Source organism: Kluyvera genomosp. 1 (assembly GCF_001266615.1).
In the GTDB taxonomy this organism is placed as follows: domain Bacteria; phylum Pseudomonadota; class Gammaproteobacteria; order Enterobacterales; family Enterobacteriaceae; genus Kluyvera; species Kluyvera cryocrescens_A.
On the sequence record NZ_LGHZ01000043.1, the window covers coordinates 1 to 17,423 of the forward strand.

General features: G+C 53.5%; 15 protein-coding genes. 10 read left to right on the top strand and 5 right to left on the bottom strand.

Annotated elements, in window-relative coordinates:
* A partial coding sequence (gene fhuB / locus KP80_RS19945; RefSeq protein WP_156315703.1) for a Fe(3+)-hydroxamate ABC transporter permease FhuB occupies positions 1-1,632 on the top strand: 1,632 nt, incomplete at its 5' end.
* 94 nt (positions 1,633-1,726) lie between these two features.
* Here fhuB and hemL read toward each other — a convergent pair.
* Together hemL and KP80_RS19955 are read right to left on the bottom strand one after the other, a co-directional pair.
* A complete protein-coding gene (gene hemL / locus KP80_RS19950; RefSeq protein ID WP_052285385.1) occupies positions 1,727-3,007 on the bottom strand; it encodes a glutamate-1-semialdehyde 2,1-aminomutase in 1,281 nt (426 codons plus the stop codon).
* Between the two features lie 161 nt (positions 3,008-3,168).
* Positions 3,169-3,903, bottom strand: a complete 735-nt coding sequence (locus KP80_RS19955; protein WP_052285386.1) for a GntR family transcriptional regulator — start codon at positions 3,901-3,903, stop codon at positions 3,169-3,171.
* Between the two features lie 465 nt (positions 3,904-4,368).
* On the opposite strand from KP80_RS19955, the gene tkt reads away from it, so the two are divergent.
* From tkt to erpA, 6 genes are all read left to right on the top strand, one after another.
* Positions 4,369-6,360 (top strand): transketolase, encoded by a 1,992-nt coding sequence (gene tkt / locus KP80_RS19965; protein ID WP_052285388.1) that lies wholly within the window; start codon positions 4,369-4,371, stop codon positions 6,358-6,360.
* Positions 6,361-6,398: 38 nt separating this feature from the next.
* A complete protein-coding gene (locus KP80_RS19970; protein ID WP_052285389.1) occupies positions 6,399-6,863 on the top strand; it encodes a PTS sugar transporter subunit IIA in 465 nt (154 codons plus the stop codon).
* Between the two features lie 33 nt (positions 6,864-6,896).
* Positions 6,897-7,169, top strand: coding sequence for a PTS sugar transporter subunit IIB (locus tag KP80_RS19975; protein ID WP_052285390.1), 273 nt, complete (start codon positions 6,897-6,899; stop codon positions 7,167-7,169).
* A gap of 38 nt (positions 7,170-7,207) precedes the next feature.
* A complete protein-coding gene (locus tag KP80_RS19980; protein ID WP_052285391.1) occupies positions 7,208-8,575 on the top strand; it encodes a PTS ascorbate transporter subunit IIC in 1,368 nt (455 codons plus the stop codon).
* 278 nt (positions 8,576-8,853) lie between these two features.
* Positions 8,854-10,272 (top strand): H(+)/Cl(-) exchange transporter ClcA, encoded by a 1,419-nt coding sequence (gene clcA / locus KP80_RS19985; RefSeq protein ID WP_052285392.1) that lies wholly within the window; start codon positions 8,854-8,856, stop codon positions 10,270-10,272.
* Positions 10,273-10,354: 82 nt separating this feature from the next.
* Positions 10,355-10,699, top strand: coding sequence for an iron-sulfur cluster insertion protein ErpA (gene erpA / locus KP80_RS19990; RefSeq protein ID WP_052285393.1), 345 nt, complete (start codon positions 10,355-10,357; stop codon positions 10,697-10,699).
* Positions 10,700-10,779: 80 nt separating this feature from the next.
* Here erpA and KP80_RS19995 read toward each other — a convergent pair whose 3' ends face one another.
* Genes KP80_RS19995 through mtnN form a run of 3 tightly spaced genes read right to left on the bottom strand, consistent with a single transcriptional unit; the run spans position 10,780 to position 12,909 of the window.
* On the bottom strand, positions 10,780-11,403 hold the full coding sequence (locus tag KP80_RS19995) for a TRIC cation channel family protein (protein WP_052285394.1): 624 nt from the start codon (positions 11,401-11,403) through the stop codon (positions 10,780-10,782).
* A 14-nt stretch (positions 11,404-11,417) separates the two neighbouring features.
* Positions 11,418-12,218, bottom strand: coding sequence for a vitamin B12 ABC transporter substrate-binding protein BtuF (btuF, locus tag KP80_RS20000; RefSeq protein WP_052285395.1), 801 nt, complete (start codon positions 12,216-12,218; stop codon positions 11,418-11,420).
* Positions 12,211-12,909 (bottom strand): 5'-methylthioadenosine/S-adenosylhomocysteine nucleosidase, encoded by a 699-nt coding sequence (mtnN, locus tag KP80_RS20005; RefSeq protein ID WP_052285396.1) that lies wholly within the window; start codon positions 12,907-12,909, stop codon positions 12,211-12,213. The genes btuF and mtnN overlap by 8 nt, the downstream gene beginning before the upstream one ends.
* 83 nt (positions 12,910-12,992) lie before the next feature.
* Between mtnN and dgt the strand changes: the two genes are divergently transcribed.
* From dgt to cdaR, 3 genes are all read left to right on the top strand, one after another.
* Positions 12,993-14,507: a dGTPase gene (gene dgt, locus KP80_RS20010; RefSeq protein WP_052285397.1), complete on the top strand. Its 1,515-nt coding sequence runs from the start codon at positions 12,993-12,995 to the stop codon at positions 14,505-14,507.
* A gap of 136 nt (positions 14,508-14,643) precedes the next feature.
* Positions 14,644-16,089 carry a serine endoprotease DegP gene (gene degP / locus KP80_RS20015; protein WP_052285398.1) on the top strand — a complete coding sequence of 482 codons (1,446 nt, stop codon included), beginning with the start codon at positions 14,644-14,646 and terminating at the stop codon, positions 16,087-16,089.
* A gap of 159 nt (positions 16,090-16,248) precedes the next feature.
* Positions 16,249-17,406 (top strand): DNA-binding transcriptional regulator CdaR, encoded by a 1,158-nt coding sequence (gene cdaR / locus KP80_RS20020; RefSeq protein WP_052285399.1) that lies wholly within the window; start codon positions 16,249-16,251, stop codon positions 17,404-17,406.
* The last annotated feature ends 17 nt before the right edge of the window (positions 17,407-17,423 follow it).

Here is a 17,423-nt window from a genome sequence, read left to right on the forward strand (position 1 = left end):
TCGTCGGCAGCGTCAGATGTGTATAAGAGACAGGAGCGTCAGATGTGTATAAGAGACAGGGGTAAACGTCTGTCGCCGGTCACGCTGATTCTCGCAGGGCTGGTGGTGAGTCTTTACTGCGGGGCAATCAATCAGTTAATGGTGCTATTCCATCACGACCAGCTGCAAAGCATGTTCTTGTGGAGTACCGGAACGCTGACGCAGACCGACTGGAGCGTGGTGCAGCGCCTATGGCCGCAGCTGTTGGGCGGTGTGATGTTGACGCTGCTGCTGCTGCGTCCGCTGACTCTGATGGGGCTAGATGATGGTGTGGCCCGCAATCTCGGTTTAGCCTTGTCATTAGCGCGCCTGGGGGCGTTGACGCTGGCGATAGTCATCAGCGCCTTGCTGGTGAACGCGGTTGGCATCATTGGCTTTATTGGCCTGTTCGCGCCGTTGTTAGCAAAAATGCTCGGCGCGCGGCGACTGCTTTCACGTCTGATGCTGGCTCCGCTGATTGGCGCGCTGATCCTCTGGCTTTCGGATCAACTGATACTCTGGCTTACGCGTGTATGGATGGAAGTCTCCACGGGCTCCGTGACGGCACTGATTGGCGCACCGTTGCTGCTGTGGCTGCTGCCACGTTTACGCAGTATGAGTGCGCCGGCGATGAACGCCAGCGACAGCGTGGCGAACGAGCGTCATCAGGTGCAGTGGTTTGCGCTGGGCGGGTTGGTTATCTTGCTGATGGGCGTGTTTATCGCACTGGCTCTGGGGCGCGATGCGCAGGGCTGGCACTGGGCAACAGGCTCGTTGCTTGATGAACTCTTGCAGTGGCGCTGGCCGCGTATCGCATCGGCGCTGATTGCCGGGGTGATGCTGGCAGTGGCGGGCTGTATTATTCAGCGTTTAACCGGCAACCCGATGGCCAGCCCGGAAGTTCTGGGGATTAGCTCCGGTGCGGCGTTTGGCGTGGTCCTGATGCTATTCCTGGTGCCGGGAAATGCCTTTGGCTGGTTGCTGCCCGCAGGCAGCCTTGGCGCAGCCGTTACGCTTATCGTGATTCTGGTGGCGGCCGGGCGTGGAGGTTTTTCGCCGCAGCGCATGCTGCTGGCCGGTATGGCGCTGAGTACCGCCTTTACCATGCTGTTGATGATGCTGCAGGCCAGCGGCGATCCGCGAATGGCGCAAATCCTGACGTGGATCTCCGGCTCGACCTATAACGCGACGGGCAAGCAGGTGGTGCAGTCGGCGATAGCGATGCTCATGCTGCTGATGCTGGTTCCGCTGTGCCGTCGTTGGCTCACTATTTTGCCGCTTGGTGGCGAAACGGCGCGCTCAATTGGCATGGCGTTGACGCCTGCGCGCGTCGGTCTGCTGTTGCTCGCCGCATGTCTGACGGCGGCGGCCACCCTGACCATCGGGCCGTTGAGCTTTGTTGGGCTGATGGCACCGCATATCGCACGAATGATGGGCTTCCGTCGCACGATGCCGCATATCGTGATTTCGGCCTTGATTGGTGGCCTGTTACTGGTGTTTGCCGACTGGTGTGGGCGCATGCTGATGTTCCCGTATCAGATACCGGCGGGGCTGCTGTCGACCTTCATCGGCGCGCCGTACTTTATCTATCTGCTGAGAAAGCAGAGCCGATAAAAAAAGCCGGATAAGCATGTGCTTATCCGGCCTTCAGACGTGCTCTTCACGTCAGCCGGGTAAGGCGAAAGCGCCGCCCGGCAAGGACCTTAAATTACAGCTGGGCAAATACCCGACGCGCTGCGTCGATGGTATTGTCGATATCTTCTTCGCTGTGGGCGATAGACATAAAGCCTGCCTCAAACGCCGATGGCGCCAGATAAACACCTTCATCCAGCATCAGATGGAAGAAGCGCTTAAAGCGCTCAACGTCGCACTTCAGCACGTCCTGATAGCAGGTCACTTCTTTGGCATCGGTGAAGAAAATGCCGAACATGCCGCCGACATTGTTTACGACCAGCGGAATGCCTGCGTCTTTTGCCGCATCCAGCAGGCCTTGCGCCAGCTGATTAGTCAGCTCGGTCAGGGTTTCATGTACGCCCGGCTGCGCGACTTCGGTCAGACAGGCAAAGCCTGCCGCCATGGCGATTGGGTTACCCGACAGTGTTCCCGCCTGGTAAACCGGGCCGGTTGGCGCCAGTGCGTCCATCACGTCGCGACGACCGCCGAAGGCCCCTACCGGCATGCCGCCGCCGATGATTTTGCCAAGGCAGGTCAGATCCGGCACCACGCCGTAATAGTCCTGCGCACCGGCCAGCGCAACGCGGAAGCCGGTCATCACTTCATCGATAATCAGCAGCGCACCGAACTCGTCGCACAGCGCGCGCAGGCCCGGCAGGAACTCCGGCTGCGGTGGAATGCAGTTCATGTTGCCCGCGACAGGCTCAACGATGATACAGGCGATGTCCTGCGGGAACTGTTCGAACGCCGCGCGCACGGAGGCCAGATCGTTATAGGTGCAGGTGAGGGTGTGTTTGGCGAAATCAGCCGGTACGCCCGGCGAGTTTGGCTGGCCGAGGGTCAGCGCGCCGGAACCGGCTTTCACCAGCAGGCAGTCGGCGTGGCCGTGGTAGCAGCCTTCAAACTTGATGATTTTGTCGCGACCAGTAAATCCACGGGCCAGGCGAATGGCGCTCATGGTGGCTTCGGTACCGGAGTTCACCATACGCACCATGTCCATGGTTGGCACCAGTTCGGTCACCAATTTGGCCATGGTAACTTCCATTTCGGTCGGCGCGCCGAAGCTCAGGCCACGCTCTGCCGCTTCGATGACCGCATTACGGATGGCAGGGTGGTTATGGCCCAGCACCATCGGCCCCCAGGAACCGACATAATCGATATAGGCTTTGCCATCGACGTCATACAGATACGCGCCGTCGGCACGTTCGATAAACAGCGGCGTGCCGCCAACGCCGGTAAAGGCACGTACCGGCGAGTTCACGCCGCCGGGAATCAGTTCACGCGCAGCGCTATAGAGATTTTCAGATTTGCTCATTGCCAGGTTCCTGGTTCGTGAAAAAAGTTTTGCCCGTTATTCTAAATTATTACGCGGAGGTTATGAAATTTTTGGGCATTGTGGCGTAAATGAGGCGCTGGATTGACCGCATCTGACTCAGGGGGACAGATTTAGCGCCATGGGGGATAGGTATGCCAGCTTTAGGAGCGGCTCGAATCCTGTCGCAGGGGGAAAATTCGCGTGTTAATGATGGCGATATTGACCTCGCAGGGCGTGCCATCGTCGAGATAAACGGTTTCATCAATTTCCATGACCGCATCATTCTCTTTGAGATTCAGCAGATTAATGATGTCTTCATCCACCAGATTAATGGACGTTAAGTTCTGATCCCTGCGCTGAACCTTTTTCCCGGTAATACTTTCGATATAACTATATTTGGAAATTTCGAGCTGACTTAATTCCATGCTGGTGAACATATTCACCGGTAAATGGATATGCTCCAGTGCCACAGGAATATCATCGAAACACATCAGTCGTAATATTTTATAAATCTGGTCGCTATTTTTAATACGTAATGATTGCGCCATTTGAGGCGTAGGTACTTTCATTATGCTGAATTTAATGACTTTTCTAACGCCTTTGTGGCCATTCTTCTGGGCCTGGTAATCAAAAGGCGATAGTGCATGAAACCTTCCCGAGTGATTGCTTTTGCCGATTGAACCGACGAATAAACCGGAGCCTTTAACGCGATAAATTCGCTGCTGCTCGATTAACAGGCGCGTGGCTTCGCGCACCGTCGCTCGCGTGATGCCGATATTTTTGGCAATCGCAATCTCGGTGTCTAGCTTATCTCCGGGTAAAAGGTTGTCCGTCGTTATTTTCCTGAGAATGTAATCGACTACCTCTTTTTGCTTCTCTGTGATGCCATCAACCATCGACTTTGTTCCTAACCAATGTGAGCGCGAACGCCGCTGAGTCCTATTTACATGTATGCCTGACTTTGTTTTCTATCGACTAGATAGTTCACGCCATATTGTGAGCAAGTTAACGAATTTGATCTTACAAATCGCGCATCTCGCGAAAATCCATTTTTGCATATTGTATCTGGACACGTCTATGTGCATCATCAAGATGACTAGACAAGTGAAACATGTATAGACTTGTTTTTTCTGGTGGTAAGAATGCAGTAAAAAGAGAAGAAAGGTAAGCAATCAATTGTATTTTAATGTTTATTTTTTCTTTTTTTTGCCCGTGATGACGTAAGTGGCGTCGGTAGGCATGGCTGACCAACATAATGATAAAAATGAAGGTTTCGCACGACATGTCTGTTCATGCTGCTCTGGGAAGAACACCCAGATACAGGATTCTTGAACGTATAATCCAGGTTAAGAGAGAGACGTATGAGCAACAGAAAGCTAGCGAATGCCATTAGGATCCTGAGCGTTGATGCGATTCAAAAAGCCAACTCCGGCCACCCTGGTGCGCCGATGGGAATGGCGGACATTGCCGAGGTTATTTGGCGTCACCACCTTCGCCACAATCCAAAAAATCCTCAATGGTTCAACCGCGACCGCTATGTGCAGTCGAATGGCCATGGCTCCATGCTGGTTTATTCTCTGTTGCACCTGACCGGCTATGACCTGAGCATGGATGATATCCGAGAGTTCCGTCAGCTTCATTCGCGCACGCCGGGCCACCCAGAGTATGGCTATACCCCAGGCGTCGAAACGACCACCGGCCCGCTGGGGCAGGGGGTAGCCAACGCCGTGGGGATGGCGATTGCTGAGAAAGCGCTGGCCGCGGAATTCAACAAGCCTGGATTTGATATCGTAGATCACCACACCTGGCTGTTCCTCGGTGATGGCTGCTTAATGGAAGGTATTTCCCACGAGGCGTGCGGCCTTGCCGGCACGCTGGGATTAGGCAATCTGATTGCCGTTTGGGACGATAACGGCATCTCTATCGACGGTCATGTCGATGGCTGGTTCTCCGAAGATACCGCCGCCCGTTTTCGCGCCTACGGTTGGCATGTGATTGAAGGCATTGATGGCCACGATCCACAGGCCGTAGACGCTGCCGTTGTTGAGGCCAAAAAAGTCACCGACAAACCCAGCCTGCTGTGCTGCAAAACCATTATCGGCTTCGGTTCACCGAACAAAGCGGACAGCCATGAATGCCACGGCTCGGCGCTGGGGGCGGATGAAGTGGCGCTGGTGCGCGAACAGTTACAGTGGCCATATCCTCCTTTTGAAATCCCTGCCGACGTTTACGCCGCCTGGGATGCAACGGAACAAGGGGCGAAAAACCAGCAGCAGTGGGATGCGCTGTTTGCGGAATACGCACAGCAGTGGCCAGAACTGGCGGCTGAATTTACCCGCCGCATGAAGGGAGAATTACCCGCGGCGTGGTCTGAGAACATGCAGCAGTACGTGCGTGATTTACAGGCCAATCCGGCGTCGCTGGCAACGCGCCAGGTCAGCCAGAAATGTTTGAATCACTTCGCGGAACTGCTGCCTGAACTGATGGGCGGCTCGGCGGATCTCTCGCCGTCTAACCTGACTCGCCATCAGCAATCCGTCGATTTCAGCGCTGCGAACGCGAGCGGGAACTATATCTCCTACGGCGTGCGCGAATTTGGGATGTCCGCCATTATGAATGGCCTGGCCTTACACGGTGGATTTATCCCTTACGGCGGCACCTTCCTGATGTTTATGGAGTACGCCCGTAACGCGCTGCGCATGGCCGCGCTGATGAAAATCCGCTCGGTATTTGTTTATACCCACGACACCATCGGCCTTGGCGAAGATGGCCCAACGCACCAGCCGGTCGAACAACTGGCATCACTGCGCCTGACGCCGAATATGGAAACCTGGCGCGGCTGCGATCAGGTGGAAGTGGCGGTCTCCTGGCAGCAGGCCATTGAACGTCAGGATGGCCCATCGGCTCTGGTTCTGACCCGCCAGCCTCTGGCTCAACAGCCGCGTAGTGAGGCTCAGCTCAAGGCAATTTCCCGCGGTGGCTATGTATTAGTGGACTGTGAAGGTGTTCCAGAACTGATTTTGATCTCCGCTGGTTCTGAGATTGAACTGGCTGTCGCGGCTGCGCAGACCTTGCAGCAGGAAGGCCGCCGGATCCGTGTCGTTTCCATGCCTTGCACCGAACGTTTTGACAAGCAGGATGAGGCTTATAAAGAGTCGGTGCTGCCGAAGCAGGTGCGTAGCCGTCTGGCGATTGAAGCCAGCATTGAAGGGTTCTGGCAGCGCTACACGGGGCTAGACGGAAAAGTTATCGGCATGAACTCATTTGGTGAGTCAGCGCCAGCCGGAGTGTTGTTCAAACACTTTGGTTTCACGAAAGAAAACGTGACTGAAACTGCGCGTAGCATGCTTTAGTCGCCACTTTTTATCCTTAAGAACGATAGGTAATACTCATGCCAACATTATCTAACTGGCTGAATAAAGACAAAGTTCAGTATGTAGAGTCGGTCTCTGACTGGAAAGAGGCGATCCAAATAGCCGCACGCCCACTGTTGGCCGAAGGGGCAATTTCCCCGGCCTACATTGAGTCGATTATCAAACAGAAAGAAGACATCGGTCCGTATTTTGTGATTGCGCCACGCATTGCGATGCCGCATACGCGGCCAGAACATGGCGCAAATGCGCTGGGACTGTCGATTTTAAAACTGGGTCAGGCGGTGGAATTCCAGTCTGAAGACAACGATCCGGTAGATGCGATTTTCATGTTCTCAGCGCCCGACAGTAACAGCCATATTGAAATGATTTCGCAGCTGGCCGAAGTGCTCTCTGATGATGAAGTTATGCAGCAAATTTTTAATGTGGAAAGTGCTGCAGCGTTACAGGCAATTTTACTCAGTGAAGCATCGGCTTCTTGTTAACAATACCCTACTCGAAAAAAGATGAGGTCTCCTATGAAAATTATGGCGGTATGTGGCTCAGGACTGGGAAGCAGCTTCATGATGGAAATGAACATCAAGAAAGTGCTGAAGAAAATTAATATCACGGCTGACGTCGAGCACTCTGATTTAGGGTCCGTGACGCCGGATGTTGCTGATGTATTTGTGATGGCGAAAGACATCGCTTTCAGCGCCAATTTACCCGCAGATAAAGTTATTATTATCAATAACATTATCGACTTAAACGAAGTTGAACAAAAAATAAAAGACTACTTTGATCAGCAATAATTAAGTGGGCAATAAAATACCCTGCTACAGAGGTTAATATGTTTGTTCAAAACTTTTTACAGCTTATTGTCGATATCATGAAGGTGCCATCAATCCTTGTCGGATTGGTTGCCCTGTTTGGCTTAGTTGCCCAAAAAAAATCGTTCCCTGATGTGATTAAAGGCACCGTTAAAACGATCCTGGGTTTTTTGGTGCTCTCCGGGGGCGCTTCGGTCCTGGTTGGTTCGTTATCACCATTAGGTGATATCTTTAAGCAAGCCTTTGATGTGCAGGGTATTATCCCTAACAACGAAGCAATGGTCTCCATTGCTCTGGAAAAATACGGTGCACCGACCACGCTGATTATGGCGTTTGGTATGGTGGCGAACATCGTGGTTGCCCGCTTCACGCGACTGAAATATATCTACCTCTCCGGGCATGTGACCTTCTACATGGCCTGTATGGTGGCGATTATTCTCTCTGTCGCGGGTTTCGAAGGTGTGCAGCTGATTTATACCGGTTCGCTGGCTCTCGGCATGCTGATGGCATTTTTCCCAGCGATTGCGCAGCCTTACATGCGTAAAATTATCGGTAGCGATCAGGTTGCTCTGGCGCACACGGGTACGGTTGGCTACGTTCTTTCTGGATGGATTGGCTCCATTGTCGGTAAAGGGTCTAAATCTACCGAAGAAATGAACATGCCTAAGAACCTGAGCTTCTTACGCGACAGCACGATTTCGATCTCGCTGACCATGATGATCATTTATCTGGTCTTATCGATTTCGGCGGGTAAAGAGTACGTTGAAAGTCATTTCAGTCATGGTCAAAACTATCTCGTCTATTCCTTTATTCAGGCGATTACCTTTGCTGCTGGGGTATTTATTATTCTGCAGGGTGTGCGTTTAATCCTGGCTGAGATTGTCCCTGCGTTTACCGGTTTCTCTGAGCGTTTGGTGCCTAATGCACGTCCGGCTCTCGACTGCCCAATCGTCTTCCCGTATGCGCCTAATGCGGTACTGGTTGGCTTTATCTCCAGCTTTGTGGGTGGCCTGGTGGGGCTGTTTATTCTTGGGCAGCTCAAGTGGGTACTTATTCTTCCTGGCGTTGTCCCACACTTCTTCTGTGGCGCAACGGCCGGTGTGTTCGGTAATGCGACTGGGGGTAAACGCGGGGCGATTATCGGGGCATTCGCCCACGGTATTCTGATTACCTTCTTACCCGTGGCACTGATTCCGGTACTGGGAGCGCTGGGTTTAACCAATACCACCTTCTCCGATACTGATTTCGGCGTCGTTGGGATTATCCTTGGCAACATGGCCCGCTTCATGACGCCTGGCACAATTACCATGACGATTACCGGTATTTTTGCACTGCTTGTGGTTTACAACTTCCTCGGCAAAAAGAAAGTCGCGGTAGAAGAGTCGTAATGTACACGCAATAAAAATATGCCTCCTTCCGGAGGCATATTTCATTTAAACGCCTATCTTATCCGGTGCAGAGATCGAATTATTTGGGATGTTAACCGGTCAGTTCGTCCAATTGATCTTCTGCGCCGCTTCTATTCATTCACGCTAACCGCTGATGAACTAAAATTTTACCCCGACGCAACAAAGCAAGTGCGATGCATTTTTTTTCGCGACGGCGCGCACAGGTGCGGGTAAAATGCTCTCCCTTTCTATTTGTATTACCAATTAGTGATGACGTGATGAAAGCAGAAATAACCCCTTTAGAGGCACAACGGATCGTTCATTTACGCCGCCGCGATGTGGTGCGTAAATTATTGAACCGCGATAAAACGCCGCTGATGGTGCTGCTGTCGGCCGCAGTTGTCGGTTCCCTGGTGGGACTGGTCGGCGTAGCGTTTGAGCATGCGGTTAACTGGGTCCAGAACGTGCGTATCGGTACGTTGGCGCAGGTGGCCGATCATTGGTTTATCGTCTGGCCGTTGGCCTTCGTGTTATCGGCTTTGCTGGCGATGGTCGGCTATTGGCTGGTACGTCGTTTCGCTCCCGAGGCCGGGGGATCCGGTATTCCTGAAATTGAAGGCGCGCTGGAAGAACTGCGTCCGGTGCGCTGGTGGCGCGTGCTGCCGGTGAAATTCGTTGGTGGGATGGGCACGCTCGGCGCGGGAATGGTGCTGGGGCGCGAAGGGCCAACGGTACAAATCGGCGGTAATATCGGACGTATGGTCGGCGATATTTTCCGTCAGCGTGGCGAAGAATCCAGGCATACGCTTTTGGCGACCGGTGCGGCGGCAGGGCTTTCGGCGGCCTTTAACGCGCCGCTAGCGGGTATTTTATTCATCATCGAAGAGATGCGTCCGCAGTTTCGCTATAGCCTGATCTCAATTAAAGCGGTGTTCGTCGGCGTGATTATGTCGAGCATCATGTTCCGCATCTTTAACGGTGAAACGCCGGTGATTGAAGTCGGCAAGCTGACAAATGCACCGGTGAACACGCTGTGGCTGTATCTGGTGTTGGGGATTATCTTTGGCTGCATTGGGCCGCTGTTTAACACCCTGGTGCTGAAAACTCAGGATATGTTCTTCCGCATTCACGGTGGTGATATTAAAAAATGGGTGCTGATTGGCGGCCTGATCGGTGGCAGCTGCGGTATTCTCGGTCTGTTTCACCCCGCAGCCTCCGGCGGTGGATTCAGTCTGATTCCGATTGCCGCCGCCGGCAACTACACCGTGGGCGCGCTGCTGTTTTTGTTTGTCGCCCGCGTGGCGACAACGCTGCTGTGTTTTTCCTCCGGTGCACCCGGTGGGATTTTCGCGCCTATGCTGGCGTTAGGCACGCTGCTCGGTACGGCGTTTGGCATGGCGGCGATGAATCTTTTTCCTGCCTACCATCTGGAAGCGGGGACCTTTGCTATTGCCGGGATGGGGGCGCTGCTTGCGGCCTCGGTACGAGCGCCGCTGACCGGCATCGTGCTGGTGTTGGAAATGACCGATAATTATCAGCTCATTTTGCCAATGATCATTACCGGACTCGGTGCCACGCTATTAGCGCAGTTCCTCGGCGGACAGCCGCTCTACGCCACGATCCTGGCAAGAACACTTGCCAAGCAGGAAGCTGAACAGGAGGCGAAAGCCCAGCGGTCAGCTCCGGAGAATACTTGAACGATTTACTCGGGTATTAGATAATGACACAAAGAGTCGGGTGAATATTAGCCTGAACCTGCAGTATTAATGGGAGCAAAAAATGAGTGATGACGTAGCGCTGCCGCTGGAGTTTACCGACGCCGCAGCCAAAAAAGTAAAAGTCCTGATCGCGGATGAAGAGAATCCAAACCTGAAACTGCGCGTGTATATCACCGGCGGCGGTTGCAGCGGCTTCCAGTATGGCTTTACCTTTGATGATCAGATCAACGACGGCGATATGACTATCGAAAAACAGGGCGTAGGCCTGGTGGTCGATCCGATGAGCCTGCAGTATCTGGTAGGCGGTTCCGTTGACTATACCGAAGGTCTGGAAGGTTCACGCTTTATCGTGACGAACCCGAACGCGACCAGCACCTGTGGTTGCGGTTCTTCGTTCAGCATCTGATGCGCCAGGCCGAATCGCGATAGCGTTTACCCGGCCTGAGAAGTGAATTTCATTGCCCGCCTTTTGGCGGGCAATTTTATTTAGCGACCCGGTTCATCCAGCGCAAAGGTGGGTAGCTTAAGGTGCCAGCGAATGGCGGCCAGACGGATGGCTAGCGTTACTACCATGCCCATCATACTGGCGTTTTCCAGTGGGATATCGAAGGTGTAATAGGCCGTCGCATGGACAATCCCGCCGACAATACAGGCGGTGGCATAGATTTCGGTACGTAGAATCATCGGAACTTCACGCGCCAGCACGTCACGGATAATCCCACCGCCGACGCCGGTAACCACCCCCATACAGACGGCAACCAGTGGCCCGGAGTGGGCAATAAACGCTTTGTTAACGCCAATGCCGACGAAAACCGCCAGGCCAACCGCATCCAGTACCGGCAGCACCCATTTCGGTAAGCGGCGCGGCTGACGCACCAGCACGATGGTCAGCATACAGGTGACCATCGCCACCACCAGGTCGGTCGGATCCTTGACCCAGAACACCGGGCCGTTGGCCAGCGCCATATCGCGGATAGTACCGCCACCCACGGCGGTCACAACACCTAGCACCAGAACACCGAATGGGTCCATACGCAGCTTACCCGCAAGCAAAACGCCGGAGACGGCGAAAACAATGGTGCCTACAATATCCAGCCAATAAACAAGCATGACCAATTATCCAATTAATGAACCTGCGCGAGTGCAGTACAGAGTTGTTTTGCGGCGAGGATAATACGTGGGCTTGCCCGTTCAAACCAGTCACTATTGAGGGGAATGATAGGGATTGTGAGCTGACTGGCCCAGTACTGCTGAATTTTCGGAATTTGACTCTCGTCGCCTGCAGCCACGATGACCTGCGGCTTACGCATCAACACCTGTTCACGACTCACCTGAGGCCAGGCGACGCGGCTGTCGGCGAAGATATTTTCACCGCCGCAAATCTCCAGCACCTGATTTTGAATGGCGTTTTTGTTGCTGGTAAAAATGGGGTTAAAACCAAACTGCATAAACACCCGCTTTTTCGGCGCGTTGGCGTACTGTGCTTTGAGCGCGATGTAATCATGAAGCAGTGCGGTGGCGGCCTGTTCGGCTTTCTCCGGCGTTGGGCTCCATTTCGCAAGCTGGCGTAGCGTGGCGGCAATTTCTTCAATGCTGTGGGTATCTACCCATAACACGGTGATGCCCAGCGAGCGCAGTTGGTTTACCTGACGTTCGGCATTGCCTTCTTTCCACGCCAGCACCAGGTCAGGGTGCAGGGCGACAATGCGCTCCAGATTAATTCCCTGCCAGGAGGAAACCTGTTCAATGGTTTTGGCTTCGGCCGGATAGTCTGACCAGGCGCTGACGCCAATAGGCGTGATCCCGGCGGCAAAAGCCAGTTCGGTATTGGCAGGGGAGAGAGAGATAACCCGCGGCGCGGCACAAAGCCACGCCGGGACGCTAAGCAGCAGGGCCAGCAGCCCTGTGATGAGCCGCTTAGCCACGCGCCAGCTTCTGCACCAGCGTTTCAACCAACAGCGTCGACTGCTTAGCAGCAACCGCCAGGAACTCGTCAAAGCTCAGGTGGGACTGCTGATCGGCAACGTCAGAGATCGCACGGACCACGACAAACGGTACGGCGAAGCTGTGGCAAACGTGGGCGATTGCTGTGGCTTCCATCTCAACCGCAATAGCCTGCGGGAAGTTGTGGCGGATTTTCGCCAGACCGACGGAACCGTTGATGAACGCATCACCGCTGACAATCAGGCCACGAACAGCGTTGAGGTCTAAGGATTTAATGCACTCTTCGGCAGCGGCAATCAGTTTGTCGTCTGCTTTGAACGCAGCTGGACAGCCTGCCATCTGGCCAATTTCGTAGCCAAATGCGGTGACGTCTGCGTCGTGGTAGCGCGCTTCGTCGGAGACCACAATGTCGCCGACTTTCAGCGTCGGTGCGAGGCCGCCTGCAGAACCGGTATTAATGATGACGTCCGGCTGGCAGCGCTCCAGCAGCAGGGTTGCACCCATTGCAGCGGCAACTTTGCCAATGCCGGATTTCAGCAGCGCGACGTCAACGCCGTTAAGCTGGCCGGTATAGATTTCGCTGCCGCCAATGGTGATGGTCTGACGATTTTCGATTTTGTCACGCAGCAGCGTAACTTCTTCTTCCATTGCGCCAATAATGCCGATTTTCATAGATTTACTCGCGATGTGCCATGTTTAAAGGCATAGTCTATCATGCGGTTCAGGGGAAGCGCATTTCTCGCGACGGAGAGGCTATGGCTACGATTGATTTTCGCAATAAAATTAACTGGCATCGGCGCTATCGTTCACCGCAGGGCGTCAGTTCAGAACATGACATCTTACGCATCTTCGAGAGCGATCGCGGGCGCATTATCAATTCGCCAGCGATTCGGCGCTTGCAGCAGAAAACACAGGTTTTCCCACTAGAACGTAACGCCGCCGTGCGTACGCGCCTGACGCACTCCATGGAAGTGCAGCAGGTTGGGCGCTATATCGCCAAAGAGATCCTCAGCCGCCTAAAAGAGAAAAGCTTGCTGGCGACTTACGGGCTGGATGAACTGACCGGGCCGTTTGAAAGCATCGTCGAGATGGCGTGCCTGATGCATGACATTGGTAACCCACCGTTTGGTCACTTCGGTGAAGCAGCAATCAATGACTGGTTCAGCCATCGTCTGGCACCAAAAGATGCACGCCAGCAACCGCAGAGCCATGACCGCTGTGAGGTCGCTGCTCTGCAGCTACGGGAAGGCGAAGAAGCCTTGAACGTGCTGCGCAGTAAAGTTCGTCAGGATCTGTGTCATTTTGAAGGCAACGCGCAGGGTATTCGCCTGGTGCATACCCTGATGCGGATGAACCTGACCTGGGCACAGGTGGGGTGCATTTTAAAATATACCCGACCGGCCTGGTGGGCGACCGATGTGCCGAAGACGCACAGTTATTTAATGAAAAAGCCCGGCTATTACCTGGCCGAAGAGCACTATATTGCGCGCTTACGTAAAGAACTTGATTTGGCACCTTACAATCGCTTTCCATTAACCTGGATTATGGAAGCAGCCGATGATATTTCTTATTGTGTTGCCGATCTGGAAGATGCGGTTGAAAAACGTATTTTCAGCGTTGAGCAGCTGTATCAGCACTTATATGAGGCGTGGCCTAATCACACGAAAGGATCGCTGTTTGCTCAGGTTGTTGAAAACGCCTGGGATAAATCTCGTGCTAATTCATTAAGTCGAAGTGCAGAAGATCAGTTCTTTATGTATTTACGGGTAAATACATTAAATAAACTGGTGCCCTACGCGGCGCAGCGTTTTATCGATAATTTGCCGAAAATTTACGACGGTGATTTTAATCACGCGCTGCTGGAAGATGAAAGTAGCTACAGCGAACTGCTTGCCTTATACAAGAATGTAGCAAGGAAACATGTGTTTAGCCATCCAGAAGTAGAGCAGCTTGAATTACAAGGCTATCGGGTAATCGGTGGCTTGTTGGATATTTACTCACCGCTGCTAAAATTATCACTGAGTGATTTCAGCGAGCTGGTGGAACATGAACGAGTACGACATCTGCCAATAGAATCGCGGCTTTTTTGCAAACTCTCAACACGTCATCGTTTAGCTTACGTTGAGGCAGTGAATAAAATTTCGCGTGATTCCGTGGAATTTCCAGTAATGGAATATTATTATCGCTGTCGCCTGATTCAGGATTATATCAGCGGTATGACCGATCTCTACGCGTGGGATGAATATCGACGGTTGATGGCAGTGGAATAATCAGAAGTTTTGTAAAGACGCTCAATAAATTTTTACTTTTCCCGTGTGCAGTTGCCGGGAACTTAGTGCCATAAAGTGAATCTGATTAGTCACGAACATCGTAACTTTGCGTAATCTGAAATTGAGATTGAAACACATGAAAAAAACCACGTTAGCAATGAGTGCACTGGCTCTTAGTTTAAGTCTGGCTCTGTCTCCGTTGTCCGCTAGCGCGGCCGAGACGGCATCTTCCTCCGCATCTGCTGCGCAGCCAATGCCAAGCCTGGCGCCGATGCTGGAAAAGGTGATGCCGTCTGTCGTCAGCATTAATGTTGAAGGCAGCACAACGGTAAATACCCCACGTATGGGGCGTAACTTCCAGCAGTTCTTTGGCGACAACTCGCCGTTCTGCCAGGATGGGTCACCTTTCCAGAGCTCCCCGTTCTGTCAGGGCGCTGGTCCTGACGGCGGTAACGGCGGCGGAAGCCCACAGCAGCAACAGAAATTTATGGCCCTGGGTTCTGGGGTGGTAATTGACGCGGCGAAAGGCTATGTCGTGACCAATAACCACGTGGTTGATAACGCCAACGTGATTAAGGTTCAGCTGAGCGATGGCCGTAAGTTTGATGCCAAAGTGGTGGGTAAAGACCCGCGTTCTGATATCGCACTGATTCAGATCCAGGACCCGAAAAACCTGACGGCGATTAAGCTGGCCGACTCTGACGCCCTGCGCGTGGGTGACTATACGGTGGCTATCGGTAACCCATTTGGTCTGGGTGAAACCGTGACGTCCGGTATCGTCTCTGCGCTGGGTCGTAGCGGACTGAACGTCGAAAACTACGAAAACTTTATTCAGACCGATGCCGCAATTAACCGGGGTAACTCCGGTGGTGCGCTGGTGAACCTGAACGGTGAGCTTATCGGTATTAACACTGCAATCCTGGCACCGGATGGTGGCAACATCGGTATCGGCTTTGCTATTCCGAGCAACATGGTGAAAAACCTGACCGATCAGATGGTGAAATACGGCCAGGTGAAACGCGGTGAGCTGGGCATTATGGGGACCGAACTGAACTCCGAATTGGCGAAAGCCATGAAGGTTGATGCTCAGCGCGGGGCCTTCGTAAGCCAGGTGATGCCGAACTCATCCGCAGCGAAAGCCGGTATTAAAGCGGGTGACGTGATTACCTCTCTGAACGGTAAAGCGATCAGCAGCTTTGCGGCGCTGCGTGCTCAGGTGGGTACCATGCCAATCGGTAGTAAAATCAGCCTCGGCCTGCAGCGTGACGGTAAACCGCTGACGGTTGAAATCGAATTGCAGCAGAGCAGCCAGAATCAGGTGGATTCTAGCTCGATCTTCAACGGTATCGAAGGCGCTGAGATGAGCAACAAAGGCCAGGATAAAGGCGTAGTGGTGAGTTCCGTGAAAGCGGGCACACCGGCTGCGCAGATTGGCCTGAAGAAAGGTGATGTGATTGTCGGGGCCAACCAGCAGGCGGTGAAAAATATCGCTGAGCTGCGCAAAATCCTCGACAGCAAACCTTCCGTTCTGGCGCTGAACATTCAGCGCGGTGATAGCTCTATCTATCTGCTGATGCAGTAATCCCCCTCTAAACCCTTTCCCCTCCTGGGGAAAGGGTTTTTCTCTCCCGTAATGTGAAGCCCCCCACAACTCCATAGATCTCAACCGTGCTTTGTGCGTTTGCACAGTGCGAGGCCTATTTATCTTTCTTATCATGTAACCTGCTCACAGGAGGGGTTCATGGCTAGCTGGCATCTCGATACGAAAATGGCGCAGGATATCGTGGCGCGCACGATGCGGATTATCGACACCAACATCAACGTAATGGACGCCCGTGGGCGCATTATCGGCAGCGGCGATCGCGAGCGTATTGGTGAATTGCACGAAGGCGCGCTGCTGGTGCTGTCTCAGGGGCGAGTGGTCGATATTGATGATGCGGTCGCTCGTCATCTTCACGGTGTGCGTCAGGGGATTAACCTACCGCTGCGCCTGGAAGGGGAGATCGTCGGCGTTATCGGTCTGACCGGCGAGCCGGAGACGCTGCGTAAGTACGGTGAACTGGTCTGTATGACGGCGGAGATGATGCTGGAGCAGTCACGGTTGATGCACCTGCTGGCGCAGGATAGCCGCCTGCGTGAAGAGCTGGTGATGAATCTCATCCAGGCGGAAGAGAATACGCCCGCATTGACCGAATGGGCGCAGCGATTGGGAATCGATCTTAATCAGCCGCGCGTTGCGGCGGTGGTTGAGGTCGACAGCGGCCAGCTGGGCGTGGATAGCGCCATGGCGGAATTGCAGCAACTGCAAAATGCGCTAACGACGCCGGAGCGTAATAACCTGATAGCCATCGTGTCGCTGACAGAAATGGTGGTGCTGAAACCTGCGCTAAACCAGTTCGGCCGCTGGGATGCGGAAGATCATCAGAAACGAGTTGAGCAGTTAATTTCGCGCATGAAGGAGAGCGGGCATCTGCGTTTTCGCGTGGCATTGGGCAACTACTTTACCGGGCCGGGCAGCATCGCCCGTTCCTATCGTACCGCCCGCACCACTATGATGGTGGGTAAGCAGCGTATGCCCGATAGCCGTAGCTATTTCTATCAGGATTTAATGCTGCCGGTGCTGCTCGATAGCCTGCGGGGTGGCTGGCAGGCCAATGAACTTTCCCGCCCGCTATTGCGGCTGAAAGCAATGGATAACAATGGTCTGTTACGCCGAACGCTGGCCGCGTGGTTTCGCAATAACGTGCAACCTTTAGCAACCTCAAAGGCGCTGTTTATTCACCGTAATACGCTGGAGTATCGGCTGAACCGGATTTCGGAGCTGACGGGACTGGATCTGGGGAATTTCGACGACCGGCTACTGTTGTATATTGCTTTGCAGCTGGATGAACAGCGGTGATGAACCCGGCGGTATTG

Coding starts and splice junctions, on each gene's coding strand:
- hemL (WP_052285385.1), bottom strand. CDS start 3,007: ATGAGCAAATCTGAAAATCTCTATAGCGCTGCGCGTGAACTGATTCCC.
- KP80_RS19955 (WP_052285386.1), bottom strand. CDS start 3,903: ATGGTTGATGGCATCACAGAGAAGCAAAAAGAGGTAGTCGATTACATT.
- tkt (WP_052285388.1), top strand. CDS start 4,369: ATGAGCAACAGAAAGCTAGCGAATGCCATTAGGATCCTGAGCGTTGAT.
- KP80_RS19970 (WP_052285389.1), top strand. CDS start 6,399: ATGCCAACATTATCTAACTGGCTGAATAAAGACAAAGTTCAGTATGTA.
- KP80_RS19975 (WP_052285390.1), top strand. CDS start 6,897: ATGAAAATTATGGCGGTATGTGGCTCAGGACTGGGAAGCAGCTTCATG.
- KP80_RS19980 (WP_052285391.1), top strand. CDS start 7,208: ATGTTTGTTCAAAACTTTTTACAGCTTATTGTCGATATCATGAAGGTG.
- clcA (WP_052285392.1), top strand. CDS start 8,854: ATGAAAGCAGAAATAACCCCTTTAGAGGCACAACGGATCGTTCATTTA.
- erpA (WP_052285393.1), top strand. CDS start 10,355: ATGAGTGATGACGTAGCGCTGCCGCTGGAGTTTACCGACGCCGCAGCC.
- KP80_RS19995 (WP_052285394.1), bottom strand. CDS start 11,403: ATGCTTGTTTATTGGCTGGATATTGTAGGCACCATTGTTTTCGCCGTC.
- mtnN (WP_052285396.1), bottom strand. CDS start 12,909: ATGAAAATCGGCATTATTGGCGCAATGGAAGAAGAAGTTACGCTGCTG.
- dgt (WP_052285397.1), top strand. CDS start 12,993: ATGGCTACGATTGATTTTCGCAATAAAATTAACTGGCATCGGCGCTAT.
- degP (WP_052285398.1), top strand. CDS start 14,644: ATGAAAAAAACCACGTTAGCAATGAGTGCACTGGCTCTTAGTTTAAGT.
- cdaR (WP_052285399.1), top strand. CDS start 16,249: ATGGCTAGCTGGCATCTCGATACGAAAATGGCGCAGGATATCGTGGCG.